The 20,114-nt window shown below is 46.9% G+C and carries 18 protein-coding genes; all 18 read right to left on the bottom strand.

The window, feature by feature from the left end; translation table 11 throughout:
* Nucleotides 1-3 precede the first annotated feature (3 nt).
* Nucleotides 4-300 (bottom strand): PTS sugar transporter subunit IIB, encoded by a 297-nt coding sequence (locus ACYQ2E_RS08915; RefSeq protein ID WP_460017712.1) that lies wholly within the window; start codon nucleotides 298-300, stop codon nucleotides 4-6.
* Complete coding sequence (locus tag ACYQ2E_RS08920; protein ID WP_460017713.1) at nucleotides 297-2,315, bottom strand: BglG family transcription antiterminator; 2,019 nt, start codon at nucleotides 2,313-2,315, stop codon at nucleotides 297-299. The genes ACYQ2E_RS08915 and ACYQ2E_RS08920 overlap by 4 nt, the downstream gene beginning before the upstream one ends.
* Nucleotides 2,316-2,541: 226 nt before the next feature.
* Nucleotides 2,542-3,585, bottom strand: coding sequence for a pyridoxal phosphate-dependent aminotransferase (locus ACYQ2E_RS08925; protein ID WP_460017714.1), 1,044 nt, complete (start codon nucleotides 3,583-3,585; stop codon nucleotides 2,542-2,544).
* Between the two features lies 1 nt (nucleotide 3,586).
* Complete coding sequence (locus ACYQ2E_RS08930; RefSeq protein WP_460017715.1) at nucleotides 3,587-4,402, bottom strand: transporter substrate-binding domain-containing protein; 816 nt, start codon at nucleotides 4,400-4,402, stop codon at nucleotides 3,587-3,589.
* Between the two features lie 716 nt (nucleotides 4,403-5,118).
* Nucleotides 5,119-6,087, bottom strand: a complete 969-nt coding sequence (locus ACYQ2E_RS08935) for a substrate-binding domain-containing protein (RefSeq protein ID WP_460017716.1) — start codon at nucleotides 6,085-6,087, stop codon at nucleotides 5,119-5,121.
* A 15-nt stretch (nucleotides 6,088-6,102) separates the two neighbouring features.
* Entirely contained in the window at nucleotides 6,103-7,044 is a 942-nt protein-coding gene (locus ACYQ2E_RS08940; RefSeq protein WP_460017717.1) for an ABC transporter permease subunit, read from the bottom strand.
* Nucleotides 7,045-8,577: a sugar ABC transporter ATP-binding protein gene (locus ACYQ2E_RS08945; protein ID WP_460017732.1), complete on the bottom strand. Its 1,533-nt coding sequence runs from the start codon at nucleotides 8,575-8,577 to the stop codon at nucleotides 7,045-7,047.
* Nucleotides 8,577-8,975 carry a D-ribose pyranase gene (rbsD, locus tag ACYQ2E_RS08950; protein ID WP_460017718.1) on the bottom strand — a complete coding sequence of 133 codons (399 nt, stop codon included), beginning with the start codon at nucleotides 8,973-8,975 and terminating at the stop codon, nucleotides 8,577-8,579. The genes ACYQ2E_RS08945 and rbsD overlap by 1 nt, the downstream gene beginning before the upstream one ends.
* Nucleotides 8,950-9,849 (bottom strand): ribokinase, encoded by a 900-nt coding sequence (gene rbsK, locus ACYQ2E_RS08955; protein WP_460017719.1) that lies wholly within the window; start codon nucleotides 9,847-9,849, stop codon nucleotides 8,950-8,952. The genes rbsD and rbsK overlap by 26 nt, the downstream gene beginning before the upstream one ends.
* Complete coding sequence (locus ACYQ2E_RS08960; protein WP_460017720.1) at nucleotides 9,850-10,824, bottom strand: LacI family DNA-binding transcriptional regulator; 975 nt, start codon at nucleotides 10,822-10,824, stop codon at nucleotides 9,850-9,852.
* A gap of 498 nt (nucleotides 10,825-11,322) precedes the next feature.
* On the bottom strand, nucleotides 11,323-12,738 hold the full coding sequence (locus ACYQ2E_RS08965) for an APC family permease (RefSeq protein WP_460017721.1): 1,416 nt from the start codon (nucleotides 12,736-12,738) through the stop codon (nucleotides 11,323-11,325).
* Nucleotides 12,739-12,953: 215 nt separating this feature from the next.
* Nucleotides 12,954-13,904, bottom strand: a complete 951-nt coding sequence (locus tag ACYQ2E_RS08970) for an L-threonine 3-dehydrogenase (protein ID WP_460017722.1) — start codon at nucleotides 13,902-13,904, stop codon at nucleotides 12,954-12,956.
* Between the two features lie 41 nt (nucleotides 13,905-13,945).
* Nucleotides 13,946-15,136, bottom strand: coding sequence for a glycine C-acetyltransferase (locus ACYQ2E_RS08975; protein ID WP_460017723.1), 1,191 nt, complete (start codon nucleotides 15,134-15,136; stop codon nucleotides 13,946-13,948).
* Between the two features lie 358 nt (nucleotides 15,137-15,494).
* Nucleotides 15,495-15,692, bottom strand: a complete 198-nt coding sequence (locus ACYQ2E_RS08980; protein ID WP_460017724.1) for a DUF896 domain-containing protein — start codon at nucleotides 15,690-15,692, stop codon at nucleotides 15,495-15,497.
* Nucleotides 15,693-15,707: 15 nt separating this feature from the next.
* Entirely contained in the window at nucleotides 15,708-17,723 is a 2,016-nt protein-coding gene (glyS, locus tag ACYQ2E_RS08985) for a glycine--tRNA ligase subunit beta (protein ID WP_460017725.1), read from the bottom strand.
* A gap of 8 nt (nucleotides 17,724-17,731) precedes the next feature.
* Nucleotides 17,732-18,454 (bottom strand): class I SAM-dependent methyltransferase, encoded by a 723-nt coding sequence (locus tag ACYQ2E_RS08990; protein ID WP_460017726.1) that lies wholly within the window; start codon nucleotides 18,452-18,454, stop codon nucleotides 17,732-17,734.
* Nucleotides 18,451-19,395 (bottom strand): glycine--tRNA ligase subunit alpha, encoded by a 945-nt coding sequence (gene glyQ / locus ACYQ2E_RS08995; RefSeq protein ID WP_460017727.1) that lies wholly within the window; start codon nucleotides 19,393-19,395, stop codon nucleotides 18,451-18,453. Before glyQ ends, ACYQ2E_RS08990 begins: the two co-directional genes overlap by 4 nt.
* Nucleotides 19,396-19,752: 357 nt before the next feature.
* Entirely contained in the window at nucleotides 19,753-20,085 is a 333-nt protein-coding gene (locus tag ACYQ2E_RS09000) for a helix-turn-helix domain-containing protein (RefSeq protein ID WP_460017728.1), read from the bottom strand.
* Nucleotides 20,086-20,114: the final 29 nt, after the last annotated feature.

The following is a 20,114-nucleotide window of genomic DNA, read 5'->3' on the forward strand; positions in this document are numbered from 1 at the left end:
GTCTTAGTTATGTAAAATGTTTTCTTTATCAAGCACGGTGTTCAGCGCCGCGCGGGCAATTTCCTTGTCAATGATTGAGGCCAGCGGCACGATTTTATCCTCTGGAATATTCGGCAGGGCGGCGGTCAACGTCGACTCGACGAAGAAATAGTCCGCCGCATCGGGTGTGGCTGAGCCGACATCCATGTGGTCAATGCTGATGTCCTGGGTCACGCTTTCCTCCTGCAGGATGGACTGCAGATTCATTTGAACCATAAAGCTCGTTCCGAGCCCTGATTGACATACACAAGCAAATTTCATGATTTGCTCCTTTCTTTGTCTGTATTTGTGTTTAAGATGCTGATGACTTCTGCGGCATTCGTCGCGGCCAAGAGCTGGTTCAGGCGTGCACTGTCAGACAGGATGCCCGTCAGTTCAGACAGCGCCTTGAGATGGGCTTCATTGTCCACGGCGGCCAGCAGGATGAAGAGCTTGACTTCATGGCTGGGGTCGTCCAGAAGCTGAACCGGCTCCTCGCAGCGCAGAAAGGTCATGCCTATCTGGTTAACGCCGTCCTCAGGCCGGGCATGCGGCAGGCAGATGCCTAGACCGAGGTCGATATAAGGGCCGAATTCACGGACGCGGCTGATAATCGCAGCCGGGTAACTTTTTTCGATGGCGCCGCTTTTCAGGAGCGGCTGAGCGGCAAGCTGAATCGCCTCCTCCCAGTTGAGCGTCTGATCACTGAACTGGATGGTCTCTTTTTTGATTAAATCTGATAACATCGGACTTCCTAGCTCCATTTCTATACTTTTATTATTTAATTTCCGGTCGATAATTTTGAGGATTTTTTCTTTGCTAATCCTGGTCTTCAGCAGAATATAAGGCTCTATCGACTGGAAAATCTCAACTGCCGAGGACTTCTGAAAGCCAGGCAGTGAGAAATCCTGCAGCACTTGATTATACAGCGCGGCTTCCTCCTCGTGACTGGGCAGCGGACTCATCAGATAAACTTTCTTTCCGTGAGCAGCCGGTAAAGCAACGGTAGAAAAGATGAGGTCGTAGGAACTCGGACTAATTTCCTTAAACTGTCCGATTGAGCTGGCAGACACAAAGTCCATTGAAGGAAAGACACTTTCGAGCCGTTTGCTCATAATCAGGCTCGAGCTGATGCCGTTGACGCAGAGCACCAGAGCGCGCGGATTCTTGCTGTACTTCCGCCTGTAAACTTCGCCCCCAAAGAGAATCACGAAGTAGCCGAGTTCCGCTTCGGGCAAGGGGCCGGTCAATTCTGCCAGAGGAAGAATCGCCTGCTCCATGAGCGTGAACAAATCCCGGTACTCACGCTTAATCCGGTCAAGTAGAACATTTTCCACCTCGAAATGATAAGTCAGCCGGAAGTAGGTCGAGGTCAAATGGGACAATAAGGCCAGAAATGTCCTTGTGAAATCCTCAAACTCGATGGCCGTCAGCTTCATGACGTTTTCCATGATTTGAAAGGCCAGCCGGTAGAGAAAGTCAAGCCCGGGGTCTCTGAAGTCGCCGTCACTGCCCGCAATCAGCAGGGCCAGAAAATAATCTTCTTCGGCCTGACTCAAGTGCTCACTGTCGAAAATCGCTGTCTCGAGCTTTATCAGGTGATGGACATTATCTGTCAATGTGTGCTTTTCCTTGCGCAGCAGCAGCAGACTTGTGAACATGAGCAGCGGCAGGAAACGGCTTTGAACCTGTCTTATCTGCAATTTCTCCGTGAGCTGTGTCAGCCAGCGCTCAACGTGCGACAGCCGCAGCGGATTCTCCTGATTCAGAAAACGTGAAAGGACAAAATAGCCGTTTTCGCCTTCCAGCTTTTGCATGGCTGCCCAGGCGAACTGCCGGATTTCCAGCTCCCGGCCTTCCAGATAGAAGCCGGACTTTCTGGAGTTTTTCAGCTGAATGTCCATTTTCGAGAGCATCTCCCGCAGGCGCTTAATGTCCGCGATGGTCGTGTTTTTGCTGACGACCAGATTGTCTTGGAAGTCCTGCAGCGTCATGCTGGACAAGCTTGAGAAGACCAGCAGGTAGATGAGATAAGGACGCTCTGCCTCTTTGATGACAAATTCCCGCGGATTGATCGAAAAGCGAAGCCTCTCGAAGTCCGGCAGCGTTTTTGGAAGTACGAGCACATCGTCCTTCAGCTGCAGAAGCGTATCCTTGCGCACTGCCAGGCCATGATTTATCGTTTCAATGTCCTCCAGAAACTCCTGCCGGCTAAGGCCGGTTTCCTCAAGAATTGTGTTTATTTTCCAGAGTCTTTTTTTGGAGAAAAGATAGGAATCAAGCGTGTAACTGAGCATTTATCCTCCGTTGGAATAGCATTCGCGCAAGCGCTCGGCCATAATCGCTACACATAGCTTGTTCACAGGAACTTACAAAACTATTGTAGCGCATTATTCAGCGCAAAAATCGCCTGTTAAGTCCAAATGGGCAGGCGATTTTTTATTTCATTGTACCAAAAATAGTGCAGAACTTTCTTAACAAATAAGAGACAATTGTCCTTGTTTTTCCTCTAACGCTGGGAAATCACAATTCTGATAAGATTTTACCCAAAGTTAATTTGACATATTTCATCTGTTCCCGTGTTCCTATCGTCAAACGGATGGCGTCTGGCTCAAAAAACGAAACTGCAATTTTATATTTAAGCAGTTTTTGACGAATATGTTTATTTTCCGGATGTATAAAATAGACAAAATTTGCATGTGATTCATAAACTTTTATGTGCGGAAACGATGTTAAGTATTGAATAAAACTATCTCGCTCCTCACAGATTAATCGCACTTGCTCCTCCACTTTCGATGTATGTTCAAGCACCATTCCGGCAATATTAGCATTGATTTCACTGACCACAAAGGGACCTTGAACGGCTATGAGAAACTGAATAATTTTTTCCGCAGCAAGTGCAAAACCGATGCGTAAGTTGGCAATACCAAATGCTTTTGATAAAGTTCTTAAAATAACCAGCTGGGGATACTTTCCTTGTTCTATTAAATCCGCCAAACTTTCTCCGCAGAATTCAGCGTATGCCTCGTCAACAACGACATAACAGTGAGTATTCTCAAGCAGACGAATCAAATCCTCCCGAGAATAGATTCGTCCTAGTGGATTATTGGGATTGGAGAGAATAATCATTTCAACTTGCTCACGGTTTGCTTTTTCAATCAATTGCTCAATGATGTTATCCTCCTCGTTAAACGGAACGTGAAGCATTTGACGGTTCAGCACTAAAGCGATTTCTTTATAACGGAAAAAGTCAGGGTCTGGAGAAAGAATCTTACCACTTGTACTATTTTCAGTAAGCGCATTAAACAAAAGCGGAATCAGGCTTTCAGAGCCTGGTCCCAGCATTATCTTATCGGAACTAACATTAATATACTGTGAATACCGGTTCACAAGTCCTTGGTGAATCGCTGGTCCGTAATTTAGAAAGGAGCATTTCTTAATCATTTCAGTAATTTCAGTGATTAAACTTGTATTCCAGTCACTGTAAAAATTTTCATTATTTCCTAAATTTAAAACATCTAGAGCTGGTGAATGATAGATTTTCAGTGAGTTGAGTTCTTCTCTCATTTTAATTCACTTTCTGAGAAGCAGCATATTCTTCTTCGATAATCTTGTCCATTTCACCGCTCTTCTTCAATTCCGAAATCGTTTCATTCACCTTCTTCTGCAGCTCTTTTGAACCCTTTTTGATAACGACAGCCTTTCCGGAGATGTCAGACGACGCCGGAATTTTTACATTTGCAATTGCTAATGCAGGATTTGTATCCGCATAATTCTTTGCCACCATATAATTCATAACTGTCCCAGCAATCTTTCCATTTATCACTTCATTGATTTCCTCGCCCGCATCCTCTAAGGAAACGAGATTAGCCCCTTTAATCTGCTCTTTAATGGCAGTTTCTTGGACAGAACCTGTCTGTCCTGCCAAGCTTTCCCCTTTGAAATCATTAAGATCATTATACTTACTCAAATCAGATTCCTTAACAATAATCACATTTTCATCCGAATAATAAGCATCGGAAAAATCGAAAGTCTTCTCACGCTCTTTTGTGATACTTATGCCAGAAATTGCCACATCTGCCTTTCCTGTAGAAACTGCACCTAATACATTGTCGAAACTCATATTACTGATTCTCAATTTCACCCCAATATGTTTTGCAATTGCTTTTGCAATATCAATGTCAATGCCGACTGTCTGGTCCTTGCCGTCGACAATCGTTTTGTACTCAAAAGGAGGATAGTCAGGACTGATTGCGACCGTCAATTCTCCCTTATCTTGTATCTTTTGCAGTCCATTCTTCGAACTTGACCCGCTGCTGCATGCAGCAAGCGAAGCAGCTACGCTAAGTCCGAGAATTCCAAGCACAATCTTTTTAAATTTCATAATTTTCCTTGCTTTCTAATTTTGGGTATTATTATACACTATTTTTATTATTTTGCAAGTATTAAAATACAAATATCGTTTATTATCGCTCGAAAGTGATAAATTGCAAAAAACTAGGAAAACTAATGACATAAAGTTGACAATTATGAACTCACATGTTACAATAACTAAGTAAAAAGCAGAGAAAGCTGGTGTCTTCCTCTGCCGTAAGTCCTGGAACTTATACAGCTTAGCGCTTCTTACGAAGTGCTTTTCTTATACAGTGAGCAATTGCCGAGTCGATTTTGAATCGTCCCAGCGCTAATTGAGTTCAACACGCCTGAAGCTAGAGAATTAGATAAATCGGAACCTGCCCTACGGGCAGAACCACGATTTCCTAAATTCTTACGCTCCAAAACGGGCGTGTTTCACATCTTAATCGCAGTATAATCGCTATCGAGATAGCAGCTGTAAGCATTCCTGTTTTCCTTTCACTCATTTTGGTAACGACCTCCTTGTCCTGGTAGAATTTGAAAAGGGTCACCATCTTAGCTCCATTAAACAGACTCACAGGCAATAGAGTTAATTAGGCTCTATTTGCCGTGCTGTTATTATACTATATCGTCTCTCTTCTTGTCTCCTGTCAAGGTTGATTTTCGTACAAACCTCTGAAAAGTGAACAAAACCGTCTCACCAGATGAGCTTGATGAGACGGTTTTGTTATGAATCAGGAAATTTTACCACTTGTACTGGTCAACGTTGTCCTTGGTGACGAGATAAATTGGCGAGATGGTTGTCTTTTTGACAGTTTTGCCGGCGTAGTGGTCGTAAGCGGCCTGCATGGCTTCTTCTGCCATTTTGGCCGGCTGTTGTGCAACTGTCGCGGTCATTGAGCCGTCTTTGATGGCTGCATCTGCGTCTGGTTCACCGTCAATACCGATAATGAGAACATTTGTCAGACCTGCAGATTTCACTGCTTGAGCCGCGCCTAGAGCCATTTCATCATTTTGTGCAAAGATGGCTTTGACGTCTTTATTGGCTTGAAGCATGTTCTGTGTGACGTCGAGCGCTTTAGCCCGGTCAAAATTGGCAGACTGGCTGGAAAGGATATTGAGTGAGCCTTTGGCGGTATCCTCAAATCCTTTACCTCGGTCAATGGTTGACGACGCGCCTGGCGTGCCTGAAAGTTCCAGTGTGTTGGCATTTTTGCCGAGTTGCTTGGCAACGTATTCTGCTGCCATTTTACCTGCTGCGACGTTGTCTGAAGCGACGGTTGTCAGAACTGTTCCGCCGTTAGCGCCGCGGTCAACACAAATAACAGGGATATTGGCGGAGTTGGCTGCCTTGACTGCGGGTACAATAGCATCTGAGTCCACAGGATTTACAATGATGATGTCAACTTTCTGGCTGATAAAGTTGTTCATGTCGTTGGACTGTGTGGCTGAGTCATTCTGAGCATCGGCGGTTTTGACGCTGGTGCTGTTTTTCTCGGCAAAGCTTTCAAGTCCGTTTTTCATGGACACGAAGTAAGGATTGTTGGTGGTTGAAACTGAGAAGCCGACTTTGATTTCACTTGGTTTTTTCTGTGTGACCTCTTTTGAGCTGCTGTCTGAGCCTGATTTCAGGCCCGTTGTGCCGCAGGCTGCTAATCCGAGTACAGCTACTCCAGTAACTGCTGCTAGCAGAATTTTTTTGAATTTCTTCATGAGAATCTCCTTTTTTTATTTTGATTTCGACTTGAACCTGTCAAGTAAAACCGCGATTAGAATGACCAGTCCTTTGACAACTTGCTGCCAAAAGGCTGAGACGCCGATGATTGTCAGACCGTTGTTCAGGACACCGATAATCAGTGCACCAATTAGTGTGCCGACTAGGCGACCTTTACCGCCGGAGAGGGACGCGCCGCCTAATACGACTGCGGCGATAGCATCCATTTCATAGCTGGCCCCTGCACCAGGCTGTGCCGAGCTGAGCCGCGACGTGACAATCAGACCTGAGATTGCAGCCATCATACCTGAAATTGAGTAAATGATGATTTTGACCTTGTTCAGTTTGACGCCCGCAATATAGGCCGCTTTTTCGTTTCCGCCGATGGCGTAGACGGACTTGCCGAAAGCCATTTTATGAAGCAGAATGTAGAGAATGACAAAGACAATAATCATCAAAATGACCGGAAATGGAATGCCGAAGAGGTAGCCTTGTCCAATGTACTGGAAGAGGAAGCTGTCCCCCAACCCTTTGGTGATTGGATTGCCGTCGGTAAAGACCATGGTAAAGCCGCGGTAAGTCGTCATGGTTGCCAAAGTGACGATAAAGGGCGCCAGTTTTCCGAAGGCCACAAAGAGGCCGTTGACCATGCCGAGCAGGCCACCGATAATCAGTGCCAGAATGACAGCCAGCCAAACGGGCAAACCGCTGACCATGAAACCTGCCGTGAGTGCACTGGAGAGCGCCAGAATAGCACCTACAGACAAGTCAATACCGCCGGTCAAGATGACAAAAGTCATACCAAAGGCAATGAAGCCGTTTGCTGTGACCTGCAGCAGCAGGTTGAGCAGGTTATCCGTTCTCAAAAAGCTCGGATTGATGATAGTGACAACAATCATCAAGGCAATGAGGGCGATGAGAGTAGTGAGGCTGCTGAATTTTTTTAGAATTGCCATTTATTGAATCTCCTGATAGTTATTTTGTGAGTTGGCCGCGGCTGTTTTTTCATCGGCACACTCACCCGTCGCAAGCTGCATAATCAGCTCCTGCGTGGCCTCGGCCTTATTCAGAATCCCGGTGATTTTGCCTTCGTGCATGACGGCAATACGGTCTGAGACGCCGAGGATTTCCGGTAAATCTGAGGAAACCATGATAATCGGTACGCCGCGCTCAGCCAGTTCGTCCATCAGCTGATAAATCTCGCGTTTAGCACCAACATCGACACCTCGGGTCGGTTCGTCCAAAATCAGAACTTTCGGCGCAATGCCAATCCACTTTGCCAGAACAACTTTCTGCTGATTGCCGCCTGACAAGTCGCCTACAATCATGTTTTCGCCGGTCGCTTTAACACTCAGACGTTCAATCAGTTTCTGTACAAAATCAGCTGCGGTTTTATCATCAAATAAGCCATGATGTATAAAATCTTTGGTTGAAGGCAGAGTGACATTATCTTTAATCGTGAAATCAAGAATTAACCCCTCTTCTTTGCGGTCCTCGGTCAAGAAACCAATGCCCTGGCTGATTGCATCGGACGGACTCTTGATTTTAAGTGCCTGGCCATTCAGCTTAATCGTGCCTTGTTTCACCGGGTCGAGCCCAAAGATAGCACGCATGACCTCGGTACGGCCTGCGCCCATCAAGCCTGCGAATCCCAGAATCTCACCGGATTTCACAGAGAATGAAATGTCGCTGAATTTGCTGTCTGTCAGATTTTCAACTTCAAAGACCGTCTCTCGAATTGCCGCCGTTTTTTCAGGATAATAGTCCGTTAACTCGCGGCCGACCATTTTCTTGACCAGTTCGTCTTTGCTGGTGCTGGCTGTGGGAACGGTGTCGACGACAATGCCGTCGCGCATGACAGTGACTTTGTCGGTAATCTGGAAGATTTCTTCCATTCGGTGGCTGATGTAGACAATGCCCACGCCTTGCGCTTTCAGCTGAGCAATCACTTTAAACAGTTTCTCGGTCTCCCGTTCTGTCAGGGCGGAAGTCGGTTCGTCCATGATGAGAATTTTGAGAGAGCTTAAAAATGACTTGGCGATTTCAATCATCTGCTGCTGGCCGACGGATAGTTCGCCAATCTCCTTGTCCAGCGGGATTTCTACGCCTAAACGCGCAAAAGCTTCTTTGGCTTTGGCTCTCATGGCTTTATTGTCAAGCATTCCCAGCTTCGTTTTGATTTGACGCCCTAAAAAGAGGTTTTCGACCACGGTCATGGCCGGCCAGGTGTTCATCTCCTGGTGGATAAAGCTGATGCCTGCTTCCTCGGCGGCTTGCGGGTTACTGAAGCTCTTCTCAAAACCATCTATCTGTATGGAGCCGCTCGTAGCTGGGAAAAGGCCTGTCAGAATGTTCATCAGCGTGGACTTCCCAGCACCGTTTTCACCCATCAGGGCATGGACTTCGCCGGATTCAATGCTCAAGCTGATATCGCTCAGAACCTGGTTGCTGCCGAAGGATTTCGAGATGTTCTGCATTTCAATTTTCATCAAATCGTAACCCCCGATTCAAGAATGATGTTAGAATACGGCGTCGCTTCACCGGTCCGAATGACGGCTTTGACGTCTGAATTCATCCGTTTCAGCTCTTCGTGGCTGACAAAGCAGATTTCAATGTTCTCCGGCAGTCTTTCTTCAATGAGCGCCAGCTGGCGCGGGTTGCTGACTTTGATTTCCTCGGCCAGGAAGACTTTCTGCACAAGGATGTTTTCCAGGTAATTTGCGAGGACTTGCTGAAAGCTGGGCAGCCCGTGAGTCAGAGCTAAATCAATTTTTTTCACGCCTTTGGGGACGGGGAGTCCGAGGTCTCCGATACAAACTTGGTCTGTATGTCCTAAATCATCGGCAACTTTGGCAATTTCGCTATTTAAGATTCCATTTTTCTTCATATGCTGGATGCTCCTTTATTTCTTTGAGTGTCGGCATGCCGCCCTGGGCACCGAATTTCTGGACGGACAAGTGCGAGGCGATGACGGCAAATTTGACGGCGTCAATGTTTGCAAGGCCGCGTGTGACGGCAAATCCGAAGGCGCCGTTGAAAGTGTCGCCTGCGCCAGTTGTGTCCACGACATCTGCCTTTATCGCAGGAACTTTGATTATTTTCTCAGCGTCGTAGAAGCTGACACCGGATACCCCCTGCGTGACGATAAGTTTGTTCGGGTACTTTTTCAGCGCTTCTTCCAGGCTATCGCTCGGGAACATCTGCGCGCATTCATGCTCATTCGGCGTGATAAAATCGGCGTAGTCAATCATCTCAAGGTCGGTTTCACGCGCCGGGGCCGGATTGTAGAGAACTTTGATATTTTTTTCTTTACAGTATTCGGCAATGGTCAGATTTGTCTGATGCGGGATTTCATTCTGCAGGACAACAAGTGCTGCATTGTCCAATATTGAAAGGTCATCTCCGGCGAGCCGGACTTCGTTGTTGGCGCCGGGCACCACGATGATGCGGTTGTCATTGTCAAACAGGGTAATTTGGGCAATACCTGTCGAATGTGATACCGTTCCCACATTTTCGGTAAAAATATTATTCCGAATCAGATTTTCTTTTAAAACCTGACCAAATGTGTCTTCTCCCACAGCGCCAATCATTGCCACCTCGTTCGGAGCGAGTCTTGCCGCAGCCACCGCCTGGTTTGCGCCCTTACCGCCGGGAACCATTGAAAACTCCCGGCCGAGCACCGTTTCGCCCTGATTCGGGACAATTTCTGTGCTGGTGACCAAATCCATGGCAATACTTCCGACAACTATCATATTTGTCATTTATTTTCTCCTCAAAGTTTCTCTTTCAATATAATAAACAGGCAATTTTAATTGATGATTAGGAACCGAACGCGCCGATGAAAGCTCCAGAATCATTTTTGCAGCCTCCATCCCCATCTCATAGGCCGGCTGGTGAATCGTCGACAGCGCCGGATAAATGAAGCTGCTCATCAGAATATCATCATAGCCAATCACCTGAATATCCTCAGGAATCGTAAGCCCGCGGCTCAGAATCTCGCTGATAAAAGCCACCGCGTGAATATCAGAGGGGGCAATAATACTGTCAAGCTCGGGAAAATCGTCTAACACAGCTTTTGCCTCGTCTCGCACCACAGAAAAGTTATAATCCAGGCTGTAATAAGTCCGAAAATCAGCCTGATGCTCAGTCAAAACCGCCGCACTCGCTTTGAAACGATTATTGATGGACTGTGCGTTAATCGGCCCGGAAACCAGCGCAATATGCTTCCCGCCAGCCTGCAGAATTTTCTCCGCCGCCAGACGGCCGCCGGCCTCATTGTCGCTCAGCACGCTGAATTTACTGTGATGTCCCACTCGGTCAACCACCACAACAGGAATGTCCAAATCAGGATATTTGTCCGAAAAATCAAAGGCCGTAATAATTCCAGCCGCATTGCTCTGAATCAGAATCTTCAAACTGTCTCCGGCCAGCGCCCCATCATCACCTATGTTACTGAAAAGAACCTGGTATCCTTCCCCCTGCAAATATTCCTCGACACCTTTGGCCAGCATCGGGAAGAAAGGATTGGTGATATCCGGCAGCAGGAGACCGATAATATTGGTCTTCTTCGTCTTGAGCGAGCGGGCGGACAGATTCGGCGAAAAATCCAGCGCCTTGATGGCCGCTTCAATTTTGACAGCGGCTTCTTTGCCGACATAGCCGTTCTGTGCGATGTACCGCGAAACAGTTGACTTGGACACGCCTGCGGCTTCTGCCACTTCTTTGATTGTAGCCACGGATTTTCCTTTCTAATGCTGCTGTTTTGGCGGGAATTTGTGGAACCGTTCCCATTTCTTTAAAATAATTATAGCGCTTTCAAAAACTTTTGTCAAGGGAAAAATACATTTAATTCCAGAACATTTACACATTTTGGTAAAACGTACAAAAAGGTCACTCCAGCCTTGACACCAGCCATTGAAAGCGCTATAATTCATTTTAGAGACAAGGTTTTAGTTCTAAACTCCGAGAGAGCAGGCGGTTGATGTGAGCCTGTAGTGGAAAACTAAGACTACTCCTCTATCTTTTCTATGCAAACATAGAACCGGGCTGACAGGTTACGTCAAAGACGAGAATCTTTCTGTAAAAAAGAGATTGAATGAAGGTGGTAACACGCGGTTTGCGTCCTTTGACAGGGGCAAATGGCGTTTTTTGGTTTATTTAGCAAGGTTTGCACACAAAAAGGCACACACTGTAAACCTAGATGTGCACCTTTTCTCAATATTTGCTGCCAAATTTCAGGCCGCTTTGTTATTCTGCATATAGCGGTAAATCGGGTAACCAATCAAAGTGACGATAATCCCGACAATCGCAGGCACCTGATATCCCCAAAGGCTGCCGGTCAGCGTCATAAATAGCATGAAGACCGCACCCGCAATCGCGACAATCGGAATCACAGGATACAACGGCACCTTGTAAGGCCGCGCCAGTTCTGGCTCTCTCTTACGCAGCAGGAAGACCGTGATAAAGACCATGGTGTAGAAAATCCAGGTTGCAAAAATCAGCATGTTAGTCAGGATGCCGAAGGCACCACCGGCCTCCAGCGGCACAATTGACGCAGGCAGCAGGTTCGTCAGCGTCAGAATAATCGCAATCACAGCCTGCAGCAGGCCGGAATTCACAGGCACACCGCTCTTCGACAGCTTGCCGAGTGTCTTCCAGAATGGGAAATTCTTTTCAATGGCCAGTGAATATGCGGCACGCATGCCTGTCATCGTATAGCCGTTCATCGTTCCGTAGACAGAAATCATGATACCTAATGTCACGAGTTTACCAGCGCCGTTGCCGAACAAACTATCAGAAACCATCACCGGCAGAACGTTTGTGCCCTGCTCATTTGTAATCGAGACTAGATTGTCCACGCCGAGCGTCTTGATGTAGGCCGCATTGACCAAAACATAAATAATCGTAATCGCGATTAAGCCGAAGATAATCGCACGAGGCAAATCTTTCTTCGGATTCTTCATTTCACCGGCCACATTGCCGACGTACATCCAGCCGTCATAGGCGAACATGGTTGCAAGGAGGCCAAGGCCAATAGCCTGCGGCAGAGATGGATGGTTCAGCACTGCATCACCAACTGCCACAGGCAGCAGTGAAAACTTGACAGGGTCAGGGTTGGCGAAAATCCCCACGATAATGATTAAAACAATAGGAATCAGCTTGATAATCATCGTCACGGACTGCACACCACCAGCCACCTTCGCACTGATAAAGTTGACGAGCATGATGCTGACAGTTCCGAGAACGGCTACAATCGTGAGTAGACCCGCATTTGAGCTTGATAAGCCGAACAGGTTGACAAACTGTGTCGCAAAAACGATACTCAGCGCGGCAATTTGAGCCGGATAATTAATCAGTGTTTGAGACCAGCCGGCAATAAATGACCAGGTCTTGCCGAAACCGCGCTCAATATAGCGAATCATTCCACCCGTTTCCGGAATCGCTGCTGCCAATTCTGCAGCCGTCAAGCCGCCGCAAAGTGAAATAAGTCCGCCCAGCACCCAAACTAAGAGATGCAATCCGGCATTATCAGTCAAGCCGGCAATTGTACCAGCTTTGAAAAAAACCCCGGAGCCAATAACGGTTCCCATGACCATTGCTAAAACCGGGAAAAAACCTAATGATTTTTTAAGTTCTCGTTTTTCTTCCATAAGAAAAACCTCCTAAATGATATAAGTAGCGCTAAAACTTATCCAATAAAAACTTTTTCAAGGTATCAGTAATGTTTCGAATTTTTAAGTTTACTGAATATTTTACAGAATTTTATTGAATAAGTCAAGCGCACTCATACGTAATTAAGTTAAATAGGCTGCTTTTAGATGCTTTCGCATCTGGAAACACTATTTATATATGAACTCAACTGAGTTCAGCCCAATTTTTCTTTAAGATGGTCCAGCATGTCAACGGTCATCGCATCAATGTCGTACTTCGGATTGAAGTTCCACTCTGCTTTGGCAGCACTTGCGTCTATCCAGTTAGGCCAACTGTCAGCAATTTTCTGTCTTGCAGGGTCAACTTTAAATCCAAGTGTGAAATCGGGCATCACTTTTTGAATAGCTGCGGCGAGTTCATTTGGTTCAAAACTCATGGCTGTAATGTTGTAAGCGTTACGGTTAATGAGTTTCTCGCCGTCAGCGTTCATCAAGTTAACAATCGCGTCAATGGCATCAGGCATGTACATCATGTCCATCTTAGTGCCTGCGGCGATAAAGCTGTCATAGTGGCCAGTTTTAATGGCCTCATAGTAAATATCCACCGCATAATCGGTCGTTCCGCCGCCAGGTAAGGTCTTGTAGGAAATCAGCCCAGGGAAGCGGACACCCCGCGTATCAACGCCGTATTTTGTGTGATAGTAGTCACAGAGCAGCTCACCTGCTACTTTGGTGACACCGTACATGGTGTTGGGGCGCTGAATGGTTACTTGAGGCGTGCCGTCCATTGGCGTGGATGGACCGAAAGCGGCGATGGATGACGGCATGAACATTTTGAGCTTCAGCTCACGCGCGGTTTCCAGCGCATTCATCAGGCCGCCCATATTGAGATTCCAGGCCACTTGCGGTTTCGTCTCAGCAACAGCTGAAAGGAGCGACGCCAGGTGAATCAGTGTGTCCACCTGATACTTCTTGGCCAAATCCAGCATTCTGTCCTTGTCCATGACATCGAGAATTTCAAAGATGCCGTCTTTCACAACAGGATTGTCGCCCAGTTCGCGGATATCCGTCGCAATCACATTGTCAGTCCCTAAATCTTTGCGCAGGCGCTCAACCAGTTCTGAGCCGATTTGCCCCAGAGAGCCGGTAATCATTACTTTTTTCATTGTTTTTTACCTTTTCTATTGAAAACTTTCAATTCAAGTTTTCAAATCAGACCAAGTTCCTTGCCGACTTTTTCGTAAACCGTGATGGCTTCGTCCAGCATCTCCTTGGTGTGTGCAGCCGTCGGCATATTGCGGATGCGTCCAGTGCCGAGCGGTACGGTTGGGAAAACGATTGGTTTTGCGTAGATACCGTTTTCAATTAGACGTTTGGAGAATTCCTGAGTTTTAAGCTCATCTCCCAGGATAACTGGTGTGATTGGAGTTTCTGAGACGCCGGTATCAAAACCAATACCTTTCAGTTTTTCCTTGAAGTATTTCGCATTGTCCCAAAGTTTTTCGACAATTTCAGGATGCTCCTCCATCAGAATGAATGCTTCCTTGGCAGCAGCCGCAGAGCCTGGTGTCAGCGAAGTTGAGAAGAGGAAAGGACGTCCCTGTGATTTCAGCCATTCAATCAGAAGTTTAGAACCGGCCACATAACCGCCAACCACGCCGATTGCCTTTGACAAAGTACCGATTTGGAAGTCAATCTTGTCAGAAAGACCGAAGGATTTGACCGTACCTGCGCCATGTCCCATAACGCCGGAGCCGTGTGCATCGTCAATATAAGTGATTAAGCCGTATTTCTCAGCAATTTCCACAATTGCAGGAATTTTGGCAACGTCGCCGTCCATTGAGAAGACGCCGTCTGAGATAAACATGACTTTGCCGTATTCACCCGATTCAGTTGCTTCTTTGGCTTTTGCTTCAAGGTCTGCCATATCACTGTGTTTCACACGAATAATCTTCGCGCCTGAAAGCCGACAGCCGTCAATGATGGACGCATGATTCAGCTCATCTGAAAGAATCGCATCGCCTTTTTTCATGACCGCAGAAATGGCGCCCATGTTGCAGTTAAAGCCCGACTGGAAAGCAATTGCAGCTTCAGTTCCTTTGAACTTGGCAATCTCTTCTTCCAGCTCAATGTGAACTTTCAAAGTACCATTGATTGTACGTACTGCACCAGCACCGGCACCGTACTTCTTGGTAGCCTCAATGTCTGCCTGGATGATTTCCGGACGTGTGGCAAAGCCCAGATAGTTGTTTGAGGCCAGATTAACCAGCTCCTTGCCGCCGACCGTAATCATCGGCCCGTTTGCACTTTCGAGCACGTCAATCGTGTTGAGAAGTCCTTTAGATTTCAGGTCTTCGAAGCCTTTCTCCAAGAACTCATTAAGAACTTTTGAAGTCATTTTATCTCCTTTTCTTTTTGTGATAAATTCACTTGTATATAAACAATGAGTGAATTCATGTGTGATATGTAAAGGTTGCGCAACCGCTTACAATGAAATTATACCAATTATTTTCTCATTATACAAGAATTTCATTCTCTAAAATTACTTTTCCAACAAACAAGGACAAAGTGTACATTTTTGTGAGCTTGTGAATGATTCACAAACAGAATTTTTCACTCCCGCAGAGCAGCTGACTTTTCCAACTATACCAATTTATTCGTAATAATATATCGTATTCAGAAAAAACATTTATTGACGGTATAAAAAATTCCAAGCTAAAATGAGTTTGGAATTTTTATACATTCTTCGTAAATTTTTAATCATCATGTTCTTGCTTTGGCTCGTCATCGACAATCTCAATGTTTTCCAGCTGTGCACGGAAATTTTCTTTGATACTGTCAATGTAGAGCTGGCGCAGATTCTGCTGCTCTGCGGCCTCGTCATCTGTCAGTCCTTCGGACTTTTTCTTGCGCGCCAGCTCATTGATACGCGCGATTTCTGCATCTGTTACCATTTTGCCACTTTCTTTCTATTTCGTTAATATAAGACTGAAATCAGCCATCGTGCCGGTCAAATCCGACAGCCTTTTGAGCAAGGCCAGACGGTTATTCTTCACCGCTTCGTCGTCAACCATGACCATGACATTTTCAAAGAAGGCCGTAATCAAAGGGGTAAATTCATGCACAATCGTATGGAATCTGTCCTCAGCTGACATAGCGCCCCAGCTCAAACTGATTTTTTCCAGAAAGTCATAAAGCTCTGTTTCTGCCGGACTTTCAAACAAGGCAGCATTTACATCCGCAGTGACTTTGTCCTTTTTGACAATGTTAATCACGCGGGAAACCGCTTCTACTGCTGGCTTAAACGGCTCATGGCCTTTATGCCGGTCAATCACGCACGCATTGTCCAGAATATGCAGCACATTGAGCTGCTTCACCGCCAGTGCCGCGTCAATAATATCACCGCGCACTTTATTTTCCAGCATCTTGGCAATACGGCCTTTGACAAAGTCAATCAGCTGAGCCGCATTTTCACCATCCGCAATGAATTCGTCCAAATCAAAATCCCAGCCCTGAGCTTCGATAATGCGCAGAAGACCTGCCGTCGCACGGCGCAGCGCATAAGGATCGTTCGAGCCGCTCGGAATCAAACCGGCAGCAAAGAAACTCATCAGACTGTCCAATTTATCAGCGGCAGCCAAGACGGAGCCGACTTTCGTCTCAGGCAGCAGACCGTCAGCCGAAGTCGGCATATAGTGCTCACGAATCGCGGCGGACACAGCGGCATTTTCACCCGCCAGCAGTGCGTATTTCTCGCCCATGATGCCCTGCAGTTCGTCAAACTCATTGACCATGCCGGTGGTCAGGTCAAACTTGTAAATCTCCGCGGCACGCGCAACATCAGTTTTTTCAGCGTCGCTTAAACCGGCAATATCCGCCAGACGCGCTGCCAGCACTCGAGTACGATCCATATGGTCGCTGAGCGAGCCGATTTTTGCATGGAAAGTAATGGCGGACAATTTCGCCACAAGGTCCTCAATTTTCAGCTTCTGGTCCTCTTCCCAGAAGAATTTAGCGTCCTCAAGCCTCGCCACCAGCACCTTCTCATTACCGGCGATGACATTTTCAAGATATTCCTCATTACCGTTGCGCACCGCGATAAAGTTCGGCGCCAGCTTACCTGTCGTCCCGTCGAAAACCTCGAAATAGCGCTGATTGTCGCGCATGCTAGTGATAAGCACCTCTTCGGGAAGCTCCAGATATTTCGGCTCAAAGCTGCCCACAAAGGCGGTCGGCCATTCCACCAGATTATTCACCTCTTCGAGCAAATCCGAGTGCAGCTCAACCTCCCAGCCATGCGCCTCGGCGATTTCTAGAATCTGCTGGGCGATGATAAATTTACGCGCAGGCGCGTAAACAATGACAAATTCATCCTGCAGTGCCTTTTCGTAAAACTTCGCATCGACCAATTCCACGGCCCGATTGGCCAAGAAGCGATGCCCCCGGGAACTGCGGCCAGCATTCACATCTAAAATCTGGAAAGGAATAATCTCTGTGTCTAAAAGACTAACCAGCCACTGAATCGGCCGAACAAAGAGAAAGTCATTGTTTCCCCACTTCATATAAGTCGAAAAAGTCATCTTGCGAATGATTTCATCGCCGACCTTTGTCAGAATTTCACTCGTCGGCAAGCCCTCAATATGCTTCTCAGCGAAGTAATAATCCCCCTTCAGCACAAGGTCGTCCGGCGTCAAACCCTGTCCGCGGCTGAAGCCCTGAATCGCCTTTGACCAGTTACCCTCAGCGTCTTTAGCAATTTTAGCCGCAGGTCCCTTGACCTCTTCGTCTGAAGCCAGCGACTTTTCGGCGATGCCCTCAACAAGCAGCGCCAGTCTGCGCGGCGTCGAAAACTCCAGAATCCGGGTAAATTCAACCCGGTTTTCCTGCAGAAATGCCGCCATCCGCTCGTTCAGCTGCTTAACCGCAGGCGTCACCAAATGCGCCGGCATCTCCTCCAGACCAATTTCCAATAAATAATTTGCCATTTTATATTTTACTCCTTTGTAAGAATCGCATGATGGAAGAAAGAAACGCTATTAAACTCCGGATTTTCAGCGACTTCCATCTCAAGTTTGTACATCTTGTCCGCCCAGCCAGGCGCAGTCTTGAACTCATTGGGCTGGATGCCGAAAAACGTTCGGACGCCGAAAAGCTTATCCAGCTTGAGCGGCAATGGGTCAACCAATTCTGACAGGTCATAATGATGAATCGGACCAAAACTTCCGGAGTGTCTCACTGTCCCGCTTAACAACTCCAAAGCCTCTTCAGTTTCATTTTCAAAAACCGCCCGCTGCATGATGGCCCCGTTAAAGTTATGTTTAATGATGGAAATGGCGCCGGCAGGCAGCAGCAGACGCATGAACTCCGCCATGATTTCCGCCCTCTCGTCCGCATTTTCGACATATTCCATGACATTGTGGCAGACAATCAAATCGAAACTCCCATCGGGAAAGTCTTTCAGACAGTGCACATCGCCCTGCTGCATCAGATAAGGATGCTCAGCCAAATGGGGTTTAACCATCTCGGGATTCGGCTCCACCGCGACCACCTCATTGCCCAGCCCTGCCAGATAATTTGCCGTCCAGCCGAAGCCTGCGCCGAAGTCCAGAACTTTCTTTCCGAACGTTTCGGGCAGTTGTGTATAAATCAGCCTGTAGAAAAGCTTCATCCACGGCGTATTTTGCTGATTGTAGAAATTTTGAAGTTTTTCGTTCATTTTTCGGCTTTCCGTGTATATTTCCCGTTCACACCCAAATATTTCTCACGCAGCGCCTCATCTTTCAGCAGCGGGAAGCCAAGCTTGGCACGCTCTTCGATAAAAGTCTTCGCCACCTTACGCGCCATTGTCCGCACACGATGCATATAGCCTGCCCGCTCAGTCACCGACACAGCCCCACGTGCATCCAGCAGATTAAAAGTATGGGAACTCTTCAGAATGTAGTCATAAGCCGGATGAACCAGCCCCTCATCAAGCAAACGCAGCGCCTCCGCCTCATATTCGCCGAAAAGCTCCAGCAAGAGCGCCTGATTTGACGCCTCAAACGCAAATTTCGAATGCTCGTACTCAGGCTCCGTGAAAATATCGCCGTAGGACACGCCATTTCCCCACTCAAGGTCGTAGACACTGTCCACATCCTGTATCACCGTGGCGATACGCTCAAGCCCATAAGTAATCTCACTCGTCACAGAATCCACTTCAATCCCGCCGACCTGCTGAAAATACGTAAACTGCGTACATTCCTGCCCGTCAATCCAAACCTCCCAGCCAATACCAGCACAGCCCATCGACGGATTCTCCCAGTTATCCTCGACGAAGCGGATATCATGCTCAAGCCCATTAATCCCGAGCTGTTCAAGCGACTGCAAATACAGCTCCTGAATATTCTTAGGCGACGGCTTCAGCACCACCTGAAACTGATGATGCTGGAAAAGCCGATTCGGATTCTCGCCATAACGCCCGTCAGCCGGACGCCGCGACGGCTGCACATAAGCCGCCCCCCAAGGCTCCGGGCCATTTGAGCGCAGAAAAGTATAAGGACTCATCGTCCCCGCCCCGACCTCATTATCATAGGCCTGCATGAGATTCGCGCCCTGCTTTGCCCAGAAAGCCTGCAGGGTTAGGATGATATCTTGGAATGATAATTTATTGTTTGTCAATTTTATTCCTCGTTTTCTATTGAAATTCTTTTTGCACGGTTCATTTTAGAAAAGCAAAACCGCACACAAATCCCTCTATTTTTTACAACAAAGGGCGCTCGCGCGCGGTTCCACCTTAATTTATAACTTTAATTCAGTTTAATTTCAAATACCATTTTGCCTTGGCTCTCACTCTCCCAAGTCGCTTATGAATTTATTTTACTCCAAAATGTCTAAACTGTCAAGATTCAATGTCGTCGTGTGAATTTCAAAGCACTTCATGGGTACGACAGTACATGAAATTAGACATAACCCTGAGTGGCTATGCCCCACATTTATTCTCAAAAATCAAAGTTTTTCCGCAAAAGAAACAGCGAATTATTTCTCGTTGTCCCGACTCGTCTTTTCCCGCAAAGTATTATACTGAGCAACTTCAGCAATAATCTGCAGGAAAGGCTGCATTTGCGCCTCACTCAAAGCGCTCATTTTAAGCGGCATTTGGTCATCATTGAGACCAAGCAAATAGTCTGATGAAGTGTCAAAAAGCTGACAAATCTTAATCAGCACCTCAATAGACGGATATTTCTGCCCTGTTTCATAAGCTGAAATCGTCCCCGTCACAAGATGCAGGCGCTTTGCAAGCTGTGTCTGCGTCCAGCCCTTACTTTTACGTATTGCTCTTAGTTTTTCTCCTAGATATTCTACACCCATAGAAATATTTTCTCCTTAAAGAAAATAAT

The organism is Lactovum odontotermitis (assembly GCF_054658595.1).